The 19,091-nt window shown below is 60.5% G+C and carries 20 protein-coding genes; 19 read left to right on the forward strand and 1 reads right to left on the reverse strand.

The genetic code is table 11. From position 1 onward, the window contains the following. Positions 1-86 precede the first annotated feature (86 nt). Genes napE through ccmI form a run of 14 tightly spaced genes read left to right on the forward strand, consistent with a single transcriptional unit; the run spans position 87 to position 11,248 of the window. Entirely contained in the window at positions 87-248 is a 162-nt protein-coding gene (gene napE, locus V8Z78_RS01730; protein ID WP_003070148.1) for a periplasmic nitrate reductase, NapE protein, read from the forward strand. Next, positions 241-543 (forward strand): chaperone NapD, encoded by a 303-nt coding sequence (locus tag V8Z78_RS01735; RefSeq protein WP_349730782.1) that lies wholly within the window; start codon positions 241-243, stop codon positions 541-543. Before napE ends, V8Z78_RS01735 begins: the two co-directional genes overlap by 8 nt. Further along, on the forward strand, positions 536-3,025 hold the full coding sequence (gene napA, locus V8Z78_RS01740; protein WP_349730783.1) for a periplasmic nitrate reductase subunit alpha: 2,490 nt from the start codon (positions 536-538) through the stop codon (positions 3,023-3,025). The genes V8Z78_RS01735 and napA overlap by 8 nt, the downstream gene beginning before the upstream one ends. 17 nt (positions 3,026-3,042) lie before the next feature. Continuing rightward, positions 3,043-3,549: a nitrate reductase cytochrome c-type subunit gene (locus tag V8Z78_RS01745; RefSeq protein WP_003070155.1), complete on the forward strand. Its 507-nt coding sequence runs from the start codon at positions 3,043-3,045 to the stop codon at positions 3,547-3,549. A 24-nt stretch (positions 3,550-3,573) separates the two neighbouring features. Beyond that, the gene (locus V8Z78_RS01750; protein WP_003070157.1) at positions 3,574-4,221 is read left to right on the forward strand and encodes a cytochrome c3 family protein; all 648 of its coding nucleotides are present in this window, start codon (positions 3,574-3,576) and stop codon (positions 4,219-4,221) included. 4 nt (positions 4,222-4,225) lie between these two features. After that, on the forward strand, positions 4,226-4,915 hold the full coding sequence (ccmA, locus tag V8Z78_RS01755; protein WP_349730784.1) for a heme ABC exporter ATP-binding protein CcmA: 690 nt from the start codon (positions 4,226-4,228) through the stop codon (positions 4,913-4,915). A gap of 53 nt (positions 4,916-4,968) precedes the next feature. Next, on the forward strand, positions 4,969-5,565 hold the full coding sequence (gene ccmB, locus V8Z78_RS01760) for a heme exporter protein CcmB (protein WP_003070163.1): 597 nt from the start codon (positions 4,969-4,971) through the stop codon (positions 5,563-5,565). 1 nt (position 5,566) lies between these two features. Then, the gene (ccmC, locus tag V8Z78_RS01765) at positions 5,567-6,328 is read left to right on the forward strand and encodes a heme ABC transporter permease CcmC (RefSeq protein WP_280008227.1); all 762 of its coding nucleotides are present in this window, start codon (positions 5,567-5,569) and stop codon (positions 6,326-6,328) included. Further along, complete coding sequence (gene ccmD, locus V8Z78_RS01770) at positions 6,328-6,471, forward strand: heme exporter protein CcmD (RefSeq protein ID WP_179626081.1); 144 nt, start codon at positions 6,328-6,330, stop codon at positions 6,469-6,471. Before ccmC ends, ccmD begins: the two co-directional genes overlap by 1 nt. Beyond that, complete coding sequence (gene ccmE, locus V8Z78_RS01775; protein ID WP_280008228.1) at positions 6,468-6,980, forward strand: cytochrome c maturation protein CcmE; 513 nt, start codon at positions 6,468-6,470, stop codon at positions 6,978-6,980. Before ccmD ends, ccmE begins: the two co-directional genes overlap by 4 nt. Next, the gene (locus tag V8Z78_RS01780) at positions 6,977-8,983 is read left to right on the forward strand and encodes a heme lyase CcmF/NrfE family subunit (RefSeq protein ID WP_349730785.1); all 2,007 of its coding nucleotides are present in this window, start codon (positions 6,977-6,979) and stop codon (positions 8,981-8,983) included. The genes ccmE and V8Z78_RS01780 overlap by 4 nt, the downstream gene beginning before the upstream one ends. Beyond that, positions 8,983-9,501, forward strand: coding sequence for a DsbE family thiol:disulfide interchange protein (locus V8Z78_RS01785; protein WP_057092131.1), 519 nt, complete (start codon positions 8,983-8,985; stop codon positions 9,499-9,501). Before V8Z78_RS01780 ends, V8Z78_RS01785 begins: the two co-directional genes overlap by 1 nt. Next, positions 9,498-9,980, forward strand: coding sequence for a cytochrome c-type biogenesis protein (locus V8Z78_RS01790; RefSeq protein ID WP_057092130.1), 483 nt, complete (start codon positions 9,498-9,500; stop codon positions 9,978-9,980). Before V8Z78_RS01785 ends, V8Z78_RS01790 begins: the two co-directional genes overlap by 4 nt. Then, positions 9,977-11,248 (forward strand): c-type cytochrome biogenesis protein CcmI, encoded by a 1,272-nt coding sequence (gene ccmI / locus V8Z78_RS01795; RefSeq protein WP_349730786.1) that lies wholly within the window; start codon positions 9,977-9,979, stop codon positions 11,246-11,248. The genes V8Z78_RS01790 and ccmI overlap by 4 nt, the downstream gene beginning before the upstream one ends. Positions 11,249-11,476: 228 nt before the next feature. Here ccmI and V8Z78_RS01800 read toward each other — a convergent pair whose 3' ends face one another. Next, positions 11,477-12,196 carry a GntR family transcriptional regulator gene (locus tag V8Z78_RS01800; RefSeq protein ID WP_179626076.1) on the reverse strand — a complete coding sequence of 240 codons (720 nt, stop codon included), beginning with the start codon at positions 12,194-12,196 and terminating at the stop codon, positions 11,477-11,479. Positions 12,197-12,311: 115 nt separating this feature from the next. On the opposite strand from V8Z78_RS01800, the gene V8Z78_RS01805 reads away from it, so the two are divergent. From V8Z78_RS01805 to V8Z78_RS01825, 5 genes are all read left to right on the forward strand, one after another. After that, positions 12,312-13,166, forward strand: coding sequence for a fumarylacetoacetate hydrolase family protein (locus tag V8Z78_RS01805; RefSeq protein ID WP_057092117.1), 855 nt, complete (start codon positions 12,312-12,314; stop codon positions 13,164-13,166). A gap of 27 nt (positions 13,167-13,193) precedes the next feature. Continuing rightward, complete coding sequence (locus V8Z78_RS01810) at positions 13,194-14,969, forward strand: FAD-dependent monooxygenase (RefSeq protein ID WP_349730787.1); 1,776 nt, start codon at positions 13,194-13,196, stop codon at positions 14,967-14,969. A 23-nt stretch (positions 14,970-14,992) separates the two neighbouring features. Further along, positions 14,993-15,967 carry a VOC family protein gene (locus V8Z78_RS01815; RefSeq protein ID WP_349730788.1) on the forward strand — a complete coding sequence of 325 codons (975 nt, stop codon included), beginning with the start codon at positions 14,993-14,995 and terminating at the stop codon, positions 15,965-15,967. A 113-nt stretch (positions 15,968-16,080) separates the two neighbouring features. Continuing rightward, complete coding sequence (locus V8Z78_RS01820; RefSeq protein WP_349730789.1) at positions 16,081-17,874, forward strand: arylsulfatase; 1,794 nt, start codon at positions 16,081-16,083, stop codon at positions 17,872-17,874. An 18-nt stretch (positions 17,875-17,892) separates the two neighbouring features. After that, positions 17,893-18,990, forward strand: a complete 1,098-nt coding sequence (locus tag V8Z78_RS01825) for a formylglycine-generating enzyme family protein (protein WP_003070234.1) — start codon at positions 17,893-17,895, stop codon at positions 18,988-18,990. Positions 18,991-19,091: the final 101 nt, after the last annotated feature.

Consider the following 19,091-nt stretch of genomic DNA (forward strand, 5'->3'; position numbering starts at 1 on the left):
GTAGGTAATCTCGTGGCAAAGTTCGTTATCGGATCTCTATCGCCAAATCATGGATGCTCAGGCATCCAAGCCAAGGGGGATTGCTAATGACAGAACCTCAGCCTGAATCGACTCGTACCGAGGAGTTGCGCAGCTTCGCATTTCTCGCAGTTGTTATGGCACCTATATTGGCCGTTGTACTGATTGCGTCTTACGGCTTTGCGATCTGGTTTTATCAGATGATCATCGGTGGCCCTCCACATGCATGAAGAATCTGAGCCCATTGAAACTCATACCGACTTGCATATCACCAGCCTGGTTGTGCATGTGCTTCCTCAAGCATTGGCACAAGTAGCTGCTGGCATCGTCATGATCAAAGGCGCCCAAATACATGGAAGTCATCCGGCCGGCAAGTTGGTGGTGACCTTGGAAGCGCCCCATGCAAGGGAAATACTTGATTGCGTGTCTCAGATTGAGCTGCTCGATGGCGTAATCAACGCATCCCTGGTTTATCAGCATGTTGAGAACTGGCAGTCGCTAAACCAAGAGGTAACACATGACTAGCACTAGGCGTGATTTTGTCCGTCAATCTGCAGCCGCAGCCGCAGGGGCCGTTGCAGGCATACCCATAGAAGTTCTGTCCCAGGATGCAGGTGCAATGGCTGCCGACCTGAAGTGGTCCAAGGCGCCATGCCGCTTTTGCGGTACAGGTTGCGGCGTCATGGTGGCCGTCAAGGACAACCGCGTAGTGGCCACCCAGGGTGACCCTGAGGCCGAGGTCAACCGGGGACTGAACTGCGTCAAGGGTTACTTCCTGTCCAAGATCATGTATGGCGGTGATCGTCTGACAAAGCCGTTGCTGCGCATGAAGAATGGTCGCTATGCCAAGGATGGCGAATTCCAGCAGGTTTCCTGGGATACGGCCTTCGACCTCATGGCAGAGCAGTTCAAAAAGACGCTCAAGGCCAAGGGGGCCGACGCGGTGGGCATGTTTGGCTCCGGCCAGTGGACGGTATGGGAGGGCTATGCCGCCTCCAAGTTGTTCAAGGCGGGTTTTCGCACCAACAACATTGATCCCAATGCACGCCACTGCATGGCCTCGGCAGTTGCCGGCTTCATGCGCACCTTTGGCATGGACGAGCCCATGGGTTGCTATGACGACATCGAGGCCGCGACTGCCTTTGTGCTGTGGGGCTCGAACATGGCGGAAATGCATCCGGTGCTGTGGACGCGCGTGACCGACAGGCGCCTGTCCACACCTGGCGTGAAGGTGGCCGTGCTGTCCACCTTCGAGCACCGCTCGTATGAGTTGGCGGACATGTCTCTGACCTTCAAGCCTCAGACCGATCTGGCCATACTCAACTACATCGCCAACCACATCATCACCACGGGCAGGGTCAACAAGGACTTCGTCTCCAAGCACTGCAATTTCAAGCTCGGCAACACCGATATCGGCTACGGGCTGCGTCCCGAGCACCCTCTGCAGAAGGCGGCCAAGAACGCCAAGGATCCCAACGGTGCCAAGTCCATAAACTATGAGGAATACGCTAAGTTCGTATCCACCTATACGCTTGAGTACACAACCAAGCTCACGGGTGTACCGGCCAACCGCCTCAAGGCCCTTGCCGAACTCTATGCAGACCCCAATAGCAAGGTGGTGTCGTTCTGGACCATGGGTTTCAACCAGCACACACGCGGTGTATGGGCCAACAACATGGTCTACAACATTCACTTGCTGCTGGGCAAGATCGCCACACCCGGCAACAGCCCGTTCTCACTAACGGGACAGCCGTCGGCCTGCGGAACGGCGCGTGAGGTGGGCACCTTCTCCCACCGCCTGCCAGCGGACATGGTGGTGACGAACCCAGAGCATCGCAAGACTGCGGAAACCATCTGGAAACTGCCGGAAGGCACGATTCCCCCCAAGCCCGGCTACCACGCCGTGGAACAAAACCGTGCACTCAAGGACGGCAGGCTCAATGCCTACTGGGTGATGGTCAACAACAATATTCAGGCTGGCGCCAACCTGGCCCAGGAAGGCTATCCGGGCTACCGCAATCCCGACAATTTCGTGGTGGTCTCCGATGTCTATCCCACAGTCACGGCCGTGGCCGCCGATCTGATCTTGCCGTCGGCCATGTGGGTCGAGAAGGAAGGCGCCTATGGCAATGCAGAGCGCCGCACCCACTTTTGGCACCAGCTGGTCAAGGCTCCTGGCGAGGCGCGTTCCGACCTGTGGCAATTGATGGAGTTTTCCAAGCGTTTCAAGGTCGAGGAAGTCTGGCCCGAAGAACTGCTGGCCAAGAAGCCCCAGCTGCGCGGCAAGACCCTGTTCGAGGTGCTGTACCGCAACGGCAACGTGGACAAGTTCCCATTGGCCGACATGGACCCCGCCTATGAAAACGAGGAAGCCAAGGCCTTTGGCTTCTATCCGCAAAAAGGTCTGTTCGAGGAATACGCCTCGTTCGGCCGTGGCCATGGCCACGATCTGGCACCGTTTGACCAGTACCACAAGGTGCGCGGCATGCGCTGGCCCGTGGTCAACGGCAAGGAAACGCTCTGGCGTTACCGCGAAGGCTCGGACCCCTATGTGAAGGCAGGCACGGGCTACCAGTTCTACGGCAATATCGACGGCAAGGCCAACATCTTTGCCTTGCCCTATGAACCACCAGCTGAGGCTCCGGATAAGGATTATCCGTTCTGGCTTTCCACGGGCCGAGTGCTTGAGCACTGGCACTCAGGATCCATGACCCGGCGCGTACCCGAGCTGCATCGTGCCGTGCCTAACGCACTGTGCTACATGCATCCTGATGACGCCAAGGCGCTGGGCGTGCGCCGCGGAAGCGAAGTGGAGCTGTCTTCGCGGCGTGGCTCCATGCGCACGCGCGTCGAGACCCGCGGCCGCAACAAGCCACCGCGCGGATTGGTCTATGTCCCCTGGTTCGACGCCAGCCAGCTGATCAACAAGGTGACGCTGGATGCTACTGACCCGATTTCGTTGCAGACGGACTTCAAGAAGTGCGCTGTGAAGGTCACCAAGGTTTGACGAAAGAGAGGTTGACCATGAACTTCGTCCGCAAATTCGTCCGTCTTGTGGGCATGCTGCTCATGCTCAATATAGGTATGGCCTGGACGCCAGCCGCTATCGCGGATACCTTTTATGACTCGGCGCGCGGCCCTACACCCATCATGCAGGCGACCAAGCCACCAGTGCTTGGCAATGCCGTCAACGATGACGTGCGCCGCACGCGCAACTACACCTGGCAACCTCCCACGATTCCCCATCGCGTGGACGGCTATCAGGTCGACAAGAACTTCAACAAATGCATGGACTGCCACTCGCGAACCAAGGCCGAGATCTCGCAGGCCGTGCCGGTATCGGTCACGCACTACATGGATCGCGACGGGCGCATGTTGGGGCAGGTATCCACGCGGCGCTACTTCTGCCAGCAATGCCACGTGGCCCAGGATGCCGTCCGCCCTCTGGTCAGCAACACCTTCGAAGACGTGGATACCGTGATTCTGAAGGCCCTGCAGTCCCAGTCGGGCAAGGCATCCAAGAAAAACTGACGCTGCGGCGCACGAGGCTCATCTATGTTGACACTTCTCAAGCGCTACTGGGCGGTGATCCGCCGCCCCAGCGTACATTTCAGCCTGGGCTTTCTGACCATCGGCGGCTTCATCGGCGGCATTCTCTTCTGGGGCGCGTTCAATACCGCCATGGAGCTGACCAATACGGAGAAATTCTGCACGGGTTGTCATGAGATGCGGGACAACGTGTTTGCAGAGCTCAAGAGCACGATCCACTACACCAACCGCTCGGGCGTACGTGCCGTGTGCTCCAACTGTCACGTGCCGCACGACTGGACCGACAAGATCGCTCGCAAGATGCAGGCCTCCAAGGAAGTGTGGGGCAAGATCTTCGGCACGATCGACACGCCTGAAAAGTTCGAAGCCAAGCGGCTGGAGTTGGCGCAGCACGAGTGGGCTCGCTTCAAGGCCAACGATTCGCTGGAGTGCCGCAACTGCCATAACTACGACTCCATGGATATGACACGGCAGAGTTTGCGTGCACAGAACATGCACAGCACCTATTTGGCCAGCAAGGAAAAAACCTGTATCGACTGCCACAAGGGCATTGCCCATAAGCTGCCTCACATCCCTCCCGGACAGGGCCCCAGCGACACGCCAGGTCAGAAAGTGCCGGGGCCAGCTGAGGCTTCGGTTGCGTCGGTGCAGTAGCGGGATGAATGGCTTGGACACGGCTGCTTCCAGATTGCTTTGCATATCCGGCCTGGGTTGTATACGCGGCGGCCGGGTGGTGCTGCGCGATCAGGGCTTGGAACTCGGTGGCGGTCAGCTGCTGATGCTCAGAGGTCATAACGGCGCGGGCAAGAGCAGCTTGCTGCGTTGTCTGGCCGGCCTTCTGCCATGGCGCACTGGAAACCTCCAGTGGTGCGGCGGTACGCTGTCCCCCCAGGATCCGGCCTACCAGCGGCAACTGGCCTATATGGGACATCAGGCAGGAATGAGCGATGCCTTGACAGGGATGGAGAATCTGCGCTTTGCGCTGGACCTGATGGCAGTGAGCTGGAATGAAGCACGCGTGCAAGCCGTTTTGCAGGCCTTGTCTTTGACGGAAGTCGTCGCACGGTCTTTTGGCCGCCTGTCCCAGGGGCAGCGTCGGCGTTTGGGGCTGGCCCGTGTTTTGCTGGGCGAACGTCCGCTGTGGTTGCTGGACGAACCCGACAACTGCCTGGATGTCCAAGGCGAACAATATCTGGGCGAGGCACTGGAGCAGCATCTGGCCTCCGGAGGAATGGCCGTGGTGGCTTCGCACCGCAACCTGGTGCTGCCGACGCCCCGGGTGTCGGTGCTGGATTTATCCCGCTCCGTGATCAGGACGGCAATGAATGAGCAGGTGGCTGCTTGCTGATAGCTGTGTGTGCACGAGAGTTGAAGTTGGCCGCTAGAAGGCCTTCAGATGCCTTGGGCGGGCTGTTTTTCTTCGTGCTGGTAGGCAGTCTTTTCCCCTTGGCTTTGGGGCCTGACGCTGCTTTGCTGAGGCAGATTGCGCCGGGCATTGTGTGGGTCGCAGCCTTGCTGGCCGTGCTGCTGGGGCAGCACCGGCTGTTCGAGAGCGACATGGCCGACGGGTCGCTGGAGCAGTGGTTGCTGGCGCCGGCGCCCCTTTCGCTGCTGGTGGGCCTCAAGGTGGCCGCACACTGGTTGTTGGGCGTGTTGCCGTTGTTGCTGGTGGCTCCCTTACTGGGCTGGCAGTATGGCCTGGATCAAGCGGTGGTCGGCGTTCTGCTGGCATCGCTGGCCCTGGGAACGCCCAGCCTGTGCCTGCTGGCGGCTCTGGGCGCGGCACTGACACTGGGTGTGCGGGGGCAGTTGCTGCTGGCTCTGGTGGTGCTACCGCTGAGCGTGCCCATCCTAATCTTTGGCAGCCATGCCGTGGCCCAGGCGCAGCAAGGGCTGAGTGCAGCGCCTGCACTCAATCTGCTGGGTGCCTGCCTGTGCCTGGCGTTACTGGCCGGCCCCTGGGCTATAGCAGCTGCCTTGCGCCTCGCGCTGGAGTGATATGAATTCCCTTACTTCCAATGCATCACCGACGCCTGCAGCAGGGTCCAGCGGCCGCAAATGGCGCCAACTGACCTCACCCCCGATTTTTTACCACTGGGCGGGTCGAGTCTGGCCCTGGATGGCCGTGCTGGCTGCCGTGCTGGCCGCCGCGGGTCTATGGGTCGGATTTGGTCTGGCACCTACGGATCATCAGCAAGGCGAGGTCTACCGCATCATCTTTTTGCATGTGCCGGCAGCCTGGATGTCCATGTTCATCTATCTGGTGGCTGCGGTTCATGCCGCTCTGGGGTTGATTTACGGCACCCGCCTTTCGCCCCTGCTGGCAAGGGCCCTGGCACCTACGGGTGCGTTGTTCACGGCCATCGCCTTGTGGACCGGGGCTGCCTGGGGCAAGCCGACCTGGGGAGCCTGGTGGGTATGGGATGCCCGCCTGACGTCGGAGCTGATCCTGCTATTCCTGTATCTGGGCTATATGGCCATGGTCTCGGCCATAGAGGATTCGCGTCGGGCCGACGGTGCCGGCGCCATCGTGCTGCTGGCTGGCGTGGTCAATGTTCCCATCATCTATTTCTCGGTGCAGTGGTGGAGCACCTTGCATCAGGGCGCAAGCATTCGCATGGATGCGGCTCCCAGCATGACGCACACCATGCTGGCCGGCATGCTTCTGATGACGCTGGCCTGCTGGGCCTATACGCTGGCCGTCGCCCTGGTGCGGGCACGTTGCCTGATTCTGGAGCGAGCCCGCGAGGAGAGTCTGTAATGCAGGATCATGCTTTTTTCATTGCTCTGGCCTACGGTGTAAGCGCGATGGCGCTGTGTATCGAGCTGGTCAGCATTTATGTGCGCAGCAGTCGACTGAAGGCTGAAGCCTCATCCGGACTCGCAACCAGGGAGAACCCATGAAGCCGCGCCAGCGTCGCCTGCTGTGGGTGTTGGCAGGACTTGCGCTGGTGGCCGTGGCCGTCACGCTGGTGCTGCGAGCACTCAACTCCAATGTGATGTTCTTCTACAGCCCCAGCCAGGTTCACGCGGGCGAGGTTCCGCATGGTGCAGCCTTTCGCCTGGGGGGCCTGGTGGAGCAAGGCTCGCTGCAGCGCAGCGGCGACGGAATGCTGCTGCGCTTTGCCGTGACCGATGAAGTGCGCAGTGTGCCTGTGCAGTATCGAGGCTTGCTGCCCGACCTGTTCCGCGAGGGAAAAGGTGTGGTGGTATCGGGCCGTATGCAGGCGGACGGAGCCTTCCAGGCCTCCGAGGTGCTTGCCAAGCACGACGAGAACTATATGCCACCCGAAGCGGCCCATGCCTTGAAAAACGCCGCCGGAAAGCCACCAGAAAAATCTGCCGGGGATGACACTGTCAAGGAAGCCGGCCAGGACAGTGCCCATACCGCCACCAAGGGAGGCCGTACATGATCGCTGAACTCGGTGTGTTCGCTCTGGTACTGGCCCTGGTCACGGCAGTACTGCTGGCAGTGCTGCCACTGGCTGGAGCCCACTGGGGACTGACGGGTTGGGTAAAGCTGGCCCGGCCTGCGGCCTTGCTGCTATGTGTACTGTGCGTGCTGTCCTCGGCCAGCCTGTTCTGGTGCTTCTGGCGCGAAGACTTCTCGGTGCTGTATGTGGCGGCAAACTCGCATAGCGACCTGCCCATGGCCTACAAGCTGGCAGCTTTCTGGGGTGGGCATGAAGGCTCCATGCTGCTGTGGCAGCTCATGCTCTCGGGCTGGACCCTGGCGGTGGCCTGGCGCAGCCGAGACCTGCCGCCGGCCTTCGTGGCGCGCGTGCTCGCCGTGCTGGGCTGGATCAGTGTGGGCCTGCTGCTGTTCCTGCTGTTTCTCTCCAATCCGTTTGCGCGCCTGATCCCCGCAGCGGCCGAAGGCAAGGACCTCAATCCCTTGCTGCAAGACCCCGGCATGGTGCTGCATCCGCCGCTGCTGTACATGGGCTATGTGGGCTTTGCCGTGCCTTTTGCGTTCGCGCTGGCGGCACTGATCTCGGGCGAGTTGGGGGCTGCCTGGGCGCGCTGGTCGCGATCCTGGACGCTGGCGGCCTGGGGCTTTCTGACGCTGGGCATTCTGCTGGGCAGCGCCTGGGCTTACTACGTGCTGGGCTGGGGAGGCTGGTGGTTCTGGGATCCGGTGGAAAACGCCTCTTTCATGCCCTGGCTGGTGGGAACGGCCCTGCTGCATTCGCTGATCGTGACCGACCAGCGAGGTGCCTTCCGCAGCTGGTCCGCCCTGCTAGCCATCTGCGCCTTTTCACTGAGCCTGCTGGGTACCTTTCTCGTGCGCTCAGGCGTGCTTACCTCGGTTCATGCCTTTGCCGTGGACCCAGGGCGGGGGCTCTTCATCCTGTGCTTCATCGTGGCCGTTGTGGGTGCCTCTTTGTGGCTGTTCGCCTGGCGCGCACCGGAGCTGGGCCGCGGCTCCGGGGAATTTGCCATGCTCTCGCGCGAAACTTTTTTGCTGATCAACAACGTGCTCTTCACCGCCGCCGCGCTGGCGGTGCTCATAGGCACACTGTACCCGCTGGCGCTCGATGTGCTGAGCGGCGAGAAGATCTCCGTGGGACCGCCGTACTTCCAGGCCGTCTTTTTGCCCTTGGTGCTGCCGGCACTGGCACTGATGGGCGTGGGCACGGTGGCGCGCTGGAAGAGCAGCCTGGTTGGCGAGCTGTGGCGGCGCCTTCGCGTAGCCCTTGTGCTGAGCCTTGTCTGCTCGGCGGTGCTGGCACTGGCAGGCGGCTGGATGGGTGTGCGCCTTTCCCCGGCCACCTTGCTGGGCCTGGCCCTGGGCCTGTGGTGCCTGCTCAGCACACTGGTCCATATCTGGCAGCGTCTGGGACAAGGCCTGGAAATCGGCCATCTGGGTCAGCGCCTGTCGCGCCAGCCCTGGGGCTGGTGGGGCATGCTGATGGCCCATGCTGGTGCGGGCGTGTTCGTGCTGGCGGTAAGCCTGGCCGACGGGCTGGAGAGCCGGCACGAAACCACGCTGGCACAGGGTGAGACTGCCGAGGTGGGTGGCTACCGCTTCCGCTTCGACAGCCTTGGCCCGGCCACCGGCCCCAACTATGACGCGCAGCGTGCCCAATTCACCGTCAGCCGAGCGGGGCGGGATAGCTGGAGCATGTTTCCCGAGAAACGAGTTTATCGGGCTCAAGGCATGGCACTAAGCCAGGCCGCCATTGACAGCGGCTGGACGCGCGACGTTTTCGTGGCCCTGGGCGATCCACTGGACGATCAAGGCCTGCGCTGGACCGTGCGCCTACAGGTCAAGCCTTTCATGGACTGGGTCTGGATAGGCACACTGATGATGGCTCTGGGCGCTGGTCTGAGCCTCATGGATCGGCGTTTTCGTACGGCCAAGCAGCGAGCGCACCGCCAGTCTGGCGCTCCGGCCCTGCAAGGAGCTGCCTGATGCGCTTTGTCCTGCCTCTGGCAATATTTTTAGGCTTGGCCATCATGCTCGGGCTTGGCCTGCAGCGTGACCCACGGGCCCTGCCTTCGGCACTTCTGGAACAGCCCGCACCAGCCATAGACCGCCCTCTGCTCGAAGACCCGCAGCAAATCCTCCAACTGCAGGACCTGCGAGGCCGGGCATGGTTGCTCAATGTCTGGGCCTCATGGTGCGCACCCTGCCGACAGGAGCTGCCCGTATTGGCCGAACTCTCGAAGCGCGACGCAGTCGCCGTCTACGGCCTGAACTACAAGGATCAGCCGGACAAGGCCCGCGCGCTGCTGCGAGTGGCGGGCAACCCCTACCGCGCCTCGGCCATGGACGGCGATGGCCGCGTGGGCATGGACTTCGGCATCCAGGGAGTGCCGGAAACCTTTGTCATTGACGGCCAGGGCCGCGTGCGCTATCGCCATGTAGGCCCGGTAACCGCCGAGATATGGCGCGATCGGCTGCTGCCGGTCATCAGGAGTCTCCAATGAAACCGCGAAGCACCGGCGCAGCCTGCACAGTGGCCCTGCTGGCCTGCATGGCAATGCTGGCCCAGGCCGGGCAGATAGTGCAGACCGCTCAAGACCAGGAACTGCTGGATCGTGAAATGACGCTGGCAGCTCAGCTGCGCTGTGTCGTCTGCCAGAACCAGACCGTGGCCGAATCGCGCGCGCCCATGGCCGAGGACATGCGCCGGGAAATCCGCCATCAGCTCGAGCAGGGGCAAAGCAACGACCAGGTGATCGCCTTCTTCGAGCAGCGCTACGGTGCTTTTGTGCGCTACAACCCGCCCTGGAAGCCGTCGACCTGGCTGCTGTGGAGCGGCCCCTTCCTGGCCGCGCTGGGAGGCTTTGTGCTGTTGCGCAGAACACTGCGCCGCAGGCTCGTGCCGGATGTCCCGCTGACCCCTGAGCAGCGTGATCGTGCGCGCCAGTGGCTGGACTCGGCCGCAAAGAAGGAGAGCTCATGACTGCGATGCACTGGTTGTGGCTGGGTGCCATCGCCCTGATGCTGCTGAGCCTGGCGGTACTGCTGCCGCCTTTGCTGGCCGAGGTCCCATTGCCCGCCAGCGATCCTGATGAAGCGCTGCGCCGCCTCTACCAGGCCCAGTTGGCTGAGTTGAAGCTGGAGCGCTCAGGCGGGCGCCTGAGCGAGACCGACCATGCTCAAGCGGTCGAAGAACTTCAGCGGCGTCTGCTCAACGAACTGGACAGACCCCGAGCATCGGTTGCCTGGCGCCAAAGTCCATGGCTGCGCCGTGGCAGCGCGCTGTTGTTGGCGGTGCTGCTCCCTGTCGCCGCGTTCGCTTTGTACCTGCAGGTGGGTGACCCCAAGGCTGCAGCGCAACTGGCGCAGGAGCAGCCAGGCGCGCACGGAGACGGCGTGGGGGATGCTCAGGTGCAAGCCATGGTGGACGGGCTGGCCCGGCGCCTAGAGGAGCAACCCCAGAACCTGCCTGGCTGGGTGATGCTGGCCCGCTCCTATGAAACTATGGAGCTCTTTGACGCTGCGGCCCAAGCGTACCGGCGGGCTTTGCAGGAAGCGCAGCGTAGCGCGGCGGATGAGGAAGTCCAGGCGAGGTTATGGGCCAATCTGGCCGACGCGCTGGCATCGGCGCAGGGCGGTGATCTGGATGGCGAAGCCGGCGAGGCCATAAAGCAGGCACTGATGTTGCAGCCCGATCAACCCAAGGCACTGGCACTTGCAGGGAGTGCCGCCGCGCGCCACGGCAAGCTGGATGAGGCACAAAAGAACTGGCAAGCCCTGCTGCGCCAGTTGGAGCCAGGATCGGACATGGCACTGCGAGTGCAAGATGATCTGCTCAAGCTGGAGGCTTTGGCGTCTGAAGACAGTTCGACTAGCACTGCCAGGACTGCGGCCGCATCCAAAAGCCGCCTGAGCGGAGAATTGCGATGGGCAGCCTCCAAGGCCAATCCATCAGAACCAGCCCGGTTGGCCAAGGCTCAGGTCTTTGTCGTGGCTCGCGCCGACGGTCACCCCCGGCCTGTGGCAGTGTTGCGCCTGCCTGCGACCTCCCTGCCGGCACATTTCACGCTGGGGCCGGAGAACCTGCTCGATCCTGCAGTTTCGCTGTCGTCATTCCCGGAGCTACGTTTGCAGGCGCGGCTGTCGCTGGACGGCCAAGCCATGCCACAAGCTGGAGATATCTACAGTCAGTCATTCTCGGTGACTCCCGGCTCCTCGAACCTGCTGCTGGAATTGAATCCGGCTTTCTAGCAAGTGTGTCTGGACCGCAAGCAGCCAGGCAGACAACTCAAGACTGGTGCTGCGGGTCAGCGATCAAAGCTGGCAGACAGGCTCTATCGGCCTGCAACAGCCATGCACTCGCCTTCGCCATGGTTTGCCTCCGGTAGAGTTCGAGAGGCGCAACTCTATGAGAGCTTGCAATTATCTAGAAAAAGGCTGATCAACTCAGTGTCGAAGCTCACCTAACGCATGTCTCCATCAGCGCAATGTTTCCCCAATCTTGGGCTGTGCCAATTTGAGAACAAGGTTAGACGTTGCCCATAAGTGCTCCCTAAGCAATTTCGTGGCGAGCGCTACATCGCGTGCGAGCACTGCATTCAATAACTGCAGGTGTTCGTCTGCAACATCTCGCTCCAAACCGTGGACCGGCACTGGAGATGTGTCGGCATGCAGATTTGCCACTGACAAATGCCGATATCTGGTTGTCTGATCGCGTAGCAGTTCGGCCAAGGTATTGAGCCACCTGGAGCCAGAAGCACTGATCAGTGCGCCATGAAATGCGGCGTGCGCCCTCTCCCACTCCGGCTCGACACCCTGTCCCTCGCCAAGCATTGGCAGCCGACTCAGACGGTGATAGGCCCCAGCCAATTTTTCCTCCCAATCCAGGCCACCGTTTGCGATGGACAGGCGAAGAGCCTCGCATTCGATGTGGACACGGGTGTTGGTGATGTCCGTCAGCTCATCTACCGAGACTGAGGCGACTCGAAAGCCCTTTTGGTCCTCTGCAATCACAAACCCACTGGACGCCAAACGCGACAACGCCTCTCGCACAGGAATCGCGCCGCTGTCATAGCGTTCGCACAAATCCTTGATGCGTAGGCGCGCACCTGGCGCAAGAGTGCAACTGATGATGTCTGCGCGTATTCCATTAGCCAAGGCTGATGCCGTGGTTTTGAAGGTTTCCGAGGCTGCGGTCATGCTGAAGTGGCTCGTTGGCGTGCTAGCTATTTTAGGTTTTATATAGGGAAAACTAAAATATATATTTTTTTGAAAAAATATATGATTTACTCATTGCTAGCTAGAAGGACCTCTCATGAAGCTCACCACCCTCCTCGTCAACGGCACACGCCACGCGGCAGCCCTCACCGATCAAGGTTTGGCCCTGCTGCCCACTGCACCTGGAGCCGACATCGGCAACTTGCTGCGCGCCGGCACCAGCCTCTCGGAATTCCAGCGTCTTGCATCGGAGGCGACGGAGTTCGTTGCCCCTCAAAGCGCCACTTTTGCCACCCCGATTGCCGAGCCCCCCAAAACCTTCTGCGTCGGGTTGAACTACGCCGATCACACCAAGGAAAGCCCGTACGACCAGCCCGACTACCCCACGCTGTTCCTGCGCGCCGCCACCAGCCTGGGAGCGCACCAGGCCGTGGTTGAGCGTCCGCTGGTCAGCGATTCGCTGGATTTCGAGGGCGAGATGGTCGTCGTGCTGGCCAAGGGAGGCCGCCATATTTCCAAGGAAAACGCACTGGACTGCGTATTCGGCTATGCAGTTGGCAATGAAATCTCCGTGCGCGAGTACCAGTTCAAGTCTCCGCAGTGGACGGTGGGCAAGAACTTCGATGGCACCGGCACCTTCGGCCCTTTCATCGTGACCGCCGATGAGCTGCCTCCTGGCGGTAGCGGCCTGAAAATTGAAACCCGTCTTAACGGTGAAACAGTGCAATCGTCCAACACGCGTGACATGCTCTTCGATGTGGCTACGGTGATTTCCACGATCAGCGAGGCCATCACACTGCAGGCCGGCGATGTAATTTTCTCGGGCACGCCTGCAGGTGTAGGTTTTGGCCGCACCCCGAAGCTCTATATGAGGCACGGCGATGTGGTGGAGGTCGAGATCGAGCAGCTGGGACTGCTGCGCAACGACATCCGCGACGAACAGGCCGTCTGAGCCAGCGGCCAGAAAAAAGGAGACACCATGCGCCAAATCGAAACTCCGGTGCTGATCGTCGGAGCTGGCCCCACGGGGCTCACCGCCACCGGGCTCCTCGCCCGCTATGGCGTCAAGACGCTCACCATCACCCGCTATCCGGGAACCGCGAACTCCCCGCGTGCTCACATCACCAACCAACGGACCATGGAGGTGTTCCGCGACCTGGGTATCGAGGACAAGGTCAAGGCCGCGGCCACGCCCAACGCCCTGATGAGCAACAACATCTGGGCCACCAGCTTCGCAGGCTCCGAGATCGCGCGCCTGCAAACCTGGGGTTCCGGTCCGGAACGGCGCATGGACTATGAGCTGGCCAGCCCTTCATCAATGTGCAACATCCCCCAGCATGTGATGGAGCCGGTCCTGCTCGCCCATGCCCGCGATCTGGGTGGCGAGTTTCTGTTCAATACCGAGCTGCTCTCCATGCGCCAGGATGCCCAGCGCGTCTATGCCGTCTGCCGCGACCGGATCACCGGCGAGGAGTTTGAGATAGTCTCGCAATATGCGATTGGCGCCGACGGCGACAACAGCGTGGTCTGCCAGTCCATAGGTTTTGAAACCGAGGGCCAGATGGGCCTGGGTGCCGCCATCAATGTGTGGCTGGAGGCGGACCTGACCCAATACACGGCGCACCGCCCCGGCACCTTGTACTGGATGACCCAGCCCGGCAACAACTACTGGGTGGGTAGCGGCACCTGGATCTGCGTCAAGCCGTTTACCGAGTGGGTGCTGCTGTTCATGTACGACCCCAGCCAGGGCGAGCCCGACCTGAGCGAACAGGCGCTGATCGAACGTGCACAGTCCACCATTGGAGATCCACAGGTTCAGGTCAAGATCAAGGCCGTCTCCAAATGGACCATCAATCAGGTGCATGCCAAGACCATGAACAAGGGGCGCGTGCTCATCGCGGGCAATGCGGCGCATCGCCACCCGCCAGCCAATGGCCTGGGCACCAACACCTGCGTACAGGACAGCTTCAACCTCGCCTGGAAGCTGGCCTATGTGCTTCAAGGAAAGGCCAGCCCCGCCCTGCTCGACTCCTACAGTGCAGAGCGCCAGCCCGTCGGCCAGAAGGTGGTGGAGCGAGCCATGAAGTCCGTGCGTAACATGCTGCCGATCTCCAATGCCATGGGTTTTGCCCCAGGACAAGACAAGGAGGCAGGCTGGGCCAACGTACGCGAGCTGTTCAGCGACAGCGCACGCGGGCGATCCCGCCGCAAAGCCCTGCAGGAGGCCGTGCAGTTGCAGAACTACCAGTTCAATTGCCACGGCGTCGAACTGGGGCAGTGCTACGCCTCTGATGCCGTTGTGGCCGATGGCCGCACCGCGCCCGTGCCACTGCGCGATCCCGAACTGTACTACCAGGCCAGTACCTTTCCCGGGCGCAGCCTCCCCCATGCATGGCTGCAGCGCGGCCAGGAAAGCCTCTCCACGCTGGACCTGGTTGGACAGGGCCGCTTCACGCTCATCGTCGGTATCGGCGGCGATGCGTGGCGCGGGGCCGCATCCCAGGTGCAGAAAAACCTGGACGTACCGCTGCAGGTGATTTCGATTGGTGGCCCGGACTGCGATGCGCAGGATGTATATGGCCGCTGGCAGCAGCTCAGCGACATCAGCGACAGCGGTGCCTTGCTTGTACGGCCCGACCGTCACGTCGCATGGCGCATTGCCGAGATCGACTCCTGTACTCAGCCCGCTCAGACCTTGGAGCAAGTGCTGCAGCAGATATTGGCATTGCCGGCCAAAGCTTCCGCAGCAGCGTGAGCCCGGAAAAAGAGGAGACACACATGTCCTGGAACCAAGCTCATGAATCCCGCTTTGGCGTTCACTCCATAGATCACTTCGCCTTGCAGGTACCTTCTCTGGCCGAGGCAGAGCACTTCTACAAGCACTTTGGACTGGATATCGAGGCCATCGGCTCGCAGCAGATAGCTTTGCGCTGCACAGGCAAGCCCCATGTCTGGGGGCGCCTATTCAAAGGCAATCGCAAGTGCATGGCCTATCTGAGCCTGAACTGCTTTGCCGAGGAATTCGAAAGCCTGCGCGAGCAGATACTTGCCAACCACGGCAAGCCAGCTTCGCCGGATCTGGCTCATGTCACGGAACAGGGTTTCTGGTTTCTGGACCCTGATGGCAATCTGCTGCAGCTGAAGGTCGGCATCAAAACCATGCCGTCCACGGCGGCCGTCTCCATGGCGTCTGCCTCAACCCAGCTCGTCAACCTCTCGCCGCGGTATCACCCTGCAGGCCGGCGTGGTGCGAGCATGCGCGGCGAGGTCGGAACCGTGCGCCCCACACGCCTGTCTCACGTCTTGCTGTTCACTTCGGACATCAACCGCTCCATCAACTTCTATCGTGATGCATTGGGCCTGCGCTTGTCGGACCGATCTCAGGATGTCGTGGCCTTCATGCACGCGCGCCATGGATGCGATCACCACCTAGTTGCATTTGCCTCCAGTACGGCGCGTGGCTGGCATCACAGCTCCTGGGATGTCCCAAGCATCGACGACGTTGGGGAAGGAGGAGAGAAGATGCGCAACGCCGGCTACACCAAGGGCTGGGGTACAGGCCGCCATGTGCTGGGTTCCAACTACTTCCACTATGTGCAGGACCCATGGGGATCGTTTGCCGAGTACTCATTCGACATCGACTATGTGCCCGCAGGCACCGTCTGGCAAGACGGCAACTTTCCTCCGGAAGATTCGCTTTACCTCTGGGGGCCGAGTGTGCCGGAGGACTTCATCTTCAACACTGAAGCCTAAGCCCTCTTTCGCCATCCAGGCCGTCAACCGGCCGCCTCTCTCATTCAGTCTTCTAGAGGCACCTGTCATGGGACAGGTGCCCCTGTCCAACCTTTGTCCAAAGGAGCTTATTCATGCCCGCTCAATACGCTCTGCGCAAAGTCGCTTACGCCACTGCCGTGCTTTCTGCTTGTGCCTGGCTTAGCGGATGCGGTACCGGCAGTTCGATGCCTGAGCAGACCTCTTCTGCTCCGGTCGCAAAAGTGACCAGCACCCAGAACAAGCCTCCCAATGTCATCGTCATCTTGGCCGACGATATGGGATTCAACGACATTGAGCCGTTTGGCCAGGATGCAATTTCTACGCCGAACCTCAACGCCATGGCCCAAGAGGGCATGCGCTTTACCAATTTCCATGTCCACGCCACCTGTTCCCCCACCCGTGCTCAATTGCTCACAGGTGTCGACAACCATCTGGCCGGCATGGGCTCCATGGGCGAATACCGCACGCCGGAGATGGACAAGTACCCTGGCAGCTATATCGGCTCTTTAAACAATAGGGTTAAGACCATTGCCGAGATGCTTCAGGAACAGGGCTACTCCACCTTCATGGCGGGCAAGTGGCACCTGGGCGGCAAGCCAGAACAATTGCCCAAAGCACGTGGATTTCAACGCTCCTATGTGCTGGTCGGCCCTGGCGGTAGCCATTGGGATGACAACGGCTTGCTGGGGGTGAATCCCAAACTGGTCTTCACAGAGGATGACAAGCCCATTGCCCGTGATACCGGCGAATTTTCCTCCAACATCTATACCGACAGGTTCCTGGGTTACCTGTCTGAAGCCCAGCGCAATGACAGGCCATTTTTTGGCTATCTGGCCTTCCAGGCAGTACATGACCCTCTGCATGCACCAGAAGACTTCATTAAGAAATACCGCGGCAAGTTCTCCGGCGGCTACGACGAGGCACGCGAAAAGATCTTCGCACGCATGCAAAAAATGGGAGTGATTCCAGCAGGCACAAAGATGCACACCACGGCCCCACTGTTCAAGCCATGGGTGCAGCTCGATCCGGCGGAGCGCAAGCGCCAGGAGCGGCTCATGGAGGTCTATGCTGCCATGCTGGACAATATGGACTGGAATATCGGCCGTGTTGTCGACTCACTCAAGCGCAGCGGTGCCTACGACAACACGGTGATTTTCTTCTTCTCGGACAACGGCCCCTCAGCGGCCTACATGGATCTGTATCCCGGTAATGCCGACGGGAAGTGGATTCAGAAAACCTTCGATACCACCAGCTCCAAAGTAGGCCAACCCCTGTCGTTTGCAGGCGTAGGCCCCGGCTGGGCTAGCGCCAGTGCGGCACCATTCAAATTGTTCAAAATGGTCGGGACTGAGGGGGGAACCATCTCTCCCATGATCGTGCGAGGCCCCACAGTCAACTCAGGGGGCAAGATCAATGACGGCTTTCTGGGCGTCGAAGACATCCTGCCAACCATTGCCGATCTCACACGCACTCAGCGCGGCAATGACCGAAACGGCGTACCACTGGAGCCACTCAAGGGATATTCGTTTGCCTCTGTCTTGCTGGGAGCAAGCAAGAGTGCGCGCAAGCCTGACTTTGAGCGCGGCGAAGAGCTCTTCGGCAACAAAGCCTATCGTCAAGGACGCTGGAAAATCTCCTGGTTGCCCAAGCCTCACGGGGAGGAGCGCTGGCAACTATTTGACACCGATGCCGATCGCGGCGAAACCCATGACCTGGCGCAACAGTACCCACAGCGTGTGGCTGACATGGCCGCACGATACGACCAGTGGGCCAAGAACAACCGTGTCATGACCTGGGATTACAAGTACCTGGATGATCAGCTATTTGGTTACTTTGACTGGCGCAAACGCACCCCTCACCAAATTCTCAATCCTGGGCAAGATTGAACGGACAGCGACACGGCAATGCAAATTCGGCAAAAGCTCCGCTCCTCGCATCATGGTCGCCGCATTGTGGTGGCGGCCAGTCTGCTACTCATAGGAGCGACCACCGTCTGGCAGCTATTACCCAGTGAGCCTGATGCCGGCACCTTGGGCGATGGTCTGCGTGCTCCAAAAAACATGGTCTGGATACCATCGGGCCATTTCCTCATGGGCAACACCAGCAGCAAGGCACTCCCCAACGAAATGCCGGGTCACAAGGTAGAGCTCCAGGGTTTTTGGATGGACAAGACCCATGTGACCAACCGCCAATTCTCGGAGTTCGTTCATGCGACAGGCTATGTAACCACTGCGGAGAAGACTCCCGACTGGCAAAGCCTGCAGGCCCAGCTACCAGTAGGCACACCTCGGCCCGATTCATCAGTGTTGATACCAGGCGCATCGGTGTTCGTTGGGACGCGACAACCCGTTTCTCTGCGCGACTACATGCAGTGGTGGCGGTACGTCGGTGGCGCCGACTGGCGCCATCCTTCCGGCCCCAACTCCAGTATTGAAGGCAAGGACGATCACCCGGTCGTTCAAGTTTCCTATGAAGACGCCCAAGCCTACGCACGCTGGATCGGCAAGCGTTTGCCGACTGAAGCCGAGTGGGAATATGCGGCCCGAGGTGGACTGAATCAACAACACTATGCCTGGGGAACCCTTGCGGAGCCAAATGGCAACGTCATGGCCAGCATCTGGAAAAGTCGAACAGCCAGCTTCCCTCAAGCCCAGCCCAAGATCCTTCCGGGAACAGAGCCTGTCGCCAACTACGAGCCCAATGGATATGGTCTATTCGATATGGCTGGCAATGCTTGGCAATGGGCGGCAGACTGGTACCGCTATGACGCCTTCAGCATACAAGCTCGCATGCAGAACATCAGCAACCCCCAGGGCCCTAGCAACTCTTTCGACCCCGACGGTCTGCGCAGCGATGCTCCCAAACGTGTAATCCGTGGAGGCTCCTTCTTGTGCAATGAAGACTATTGCGAAGGCTACCGAGTCAGCGCCCGGCAAGGACAGGATCCATGGAGTGCAAGCAACAACGTAGGTTTCAGGCTCGTCATGGATAAGGTCCACTAAGGATCGCTGTCCAAAATAGAGACAGATACCCTACCTACCGAATGAGATCTGCATCGCAGGTCGAGCGACCTGCGCGCCAGTTATAGGCATGGTAAGCGTTG

The sequence above is a fragment of the Comamonas sp. wu1-DMT genome (assembly GCF_040187805.1).
Classification (GTDB): domain Bacteria; phylum Pseudomonadota; class Gammaproteobacteria; order Burkholderiales; family Burkholderiaceae_C; genus Comamonas; species Comamonas thiooxydans.

Bases quoted from the DNA above. Each gene is read 5' to 3' on its own strand.
- napE (WP_003070148.1), top strand. From the start codon at position 87: ATGACAGAACCTCAGCCTGAATCGACTCGTACCGAGGAGTTGCGCAGC.
- V8Z78_RS01735 (WP_349730782.1), top strand. From the start codon at position 241: ATGCATGAAGAATCTGAGCCCATTGAAACTCATACCGACTTGCATATC.
- napA (WP_349730783.1), top strand. From the start codon at position 536: ATGACTAGCACTAGGCGTGATTTTGTCCGTCAATCTGCAGCCGCAGCC.
- V8Z78_RS01745 (WP_003070155.1), top strand. From the start codon at position 3,043: ATGAACTTCGTCCGCAAATTCGTCCGTCTTGTGGGCATGCTGCTCATG.
- V8Z78_RS01750 (WP_003070157.1), top strand. From the start codon at position 3,574: ATGTTGACACTTCTCAAGCGCTACTGGGCGGTGATCCGCCGCCCCAGC.
- ccmA (WP_349730784.1), top strand. From the start codon at position 4,226: ATGAATGGCTTGGACACGGCTGCTTCCAGATTGCTTTGCATATCCGGC.
- ccmC (WP_280008227.1), top strand. From the start codon at position 5,567: ATGAATTCCCTTACTTCCAATGCATCACCGACGCCTGCAGCAGGGTCC.
- ccmD (WP_179626081.1), top strand. From the start codon at position 6,328: ATGCAGGATCATGCTTTTTTCATTGCTCTGGCCTACGGTGTAAGCGCG.
- ccmE (WP_280008228.1), top strand. From the start codon at position 6,468: ATGAAGCCGCGCCAGCGTCGCCTGCTGTGGGTGTTGGCAGGACTTGCG.
- V8Z78_RS01780 (WP_349730785.1), top strand. From the start codon at position 6,977: ATGATCGCTGAACTCGGTGTGTTCGCTCTGGTACTGGCCCTGGTCACG.
- V8Z78_RS01785 (WP_057092131.1), top strand. From the start codon at position 8,983: ATGCGCTTTGTCCTGCCTCTGGCAATATTTTTAGGCTTGGCCATCATG.
- V8Z78_RS01790 (WP_057092130.1), top strand. From the start codon at position 9,498: ATGAAACCGCGAAGCACCGGCGCAGCCTGCACAGTGGCCCTGCTGGCC.
- ccmI (WP_349730786.1), top strand. From the start codon at position 9,977: ATGACTGCGATGCACTGGTTGTGGCTGGGTGCCATCGCCCTGATGCTG.
- V8Z78_RS01800 (WP_179626076.1), bottom strand. From the start codon at position 12,196: ATGACCGCAGCCTCGGAAACCTTCAAAACCACGGCATCAGCCTTGGCT.
- V8Z78_RS01805 (WP_057092117.1), top strand. From the start codon at position 12,312: ATGAAGCTCACCACCCTCCTCGTCAACGGCACACGCCACGCGGCAGCC.
- V8Z78_RS01810 (WP_349730787.1), top strand. From the start codon at position 13,194: ATGCGCCAAATCGAAACTCCGGTGCTGATCGTCGGAGCTGGCCCCACG.
- V8Z78_RS01815 (WP_349730788.1), top strand. From the start codon at position 14,993: ATGTCCTGGAACCAAGCTCATGAATCCCGCTTTGGCGTTCACTCCATA.
- V8Z78_RS01820 (WP_349730789.1), top strand. From the start codon at position 16,081: ATGCCCGCTCAATACGCTCTGCGCAAAGTCGCTTACGCCACTGCCGTG.
- V8Z78_RS01825 (WP_003070234.1), top strand. From the start codon at position 17,893: ATGCAAATTCGGCAAAAGCTCCGCTCCTCGCATCATGGTCGCCGCATT.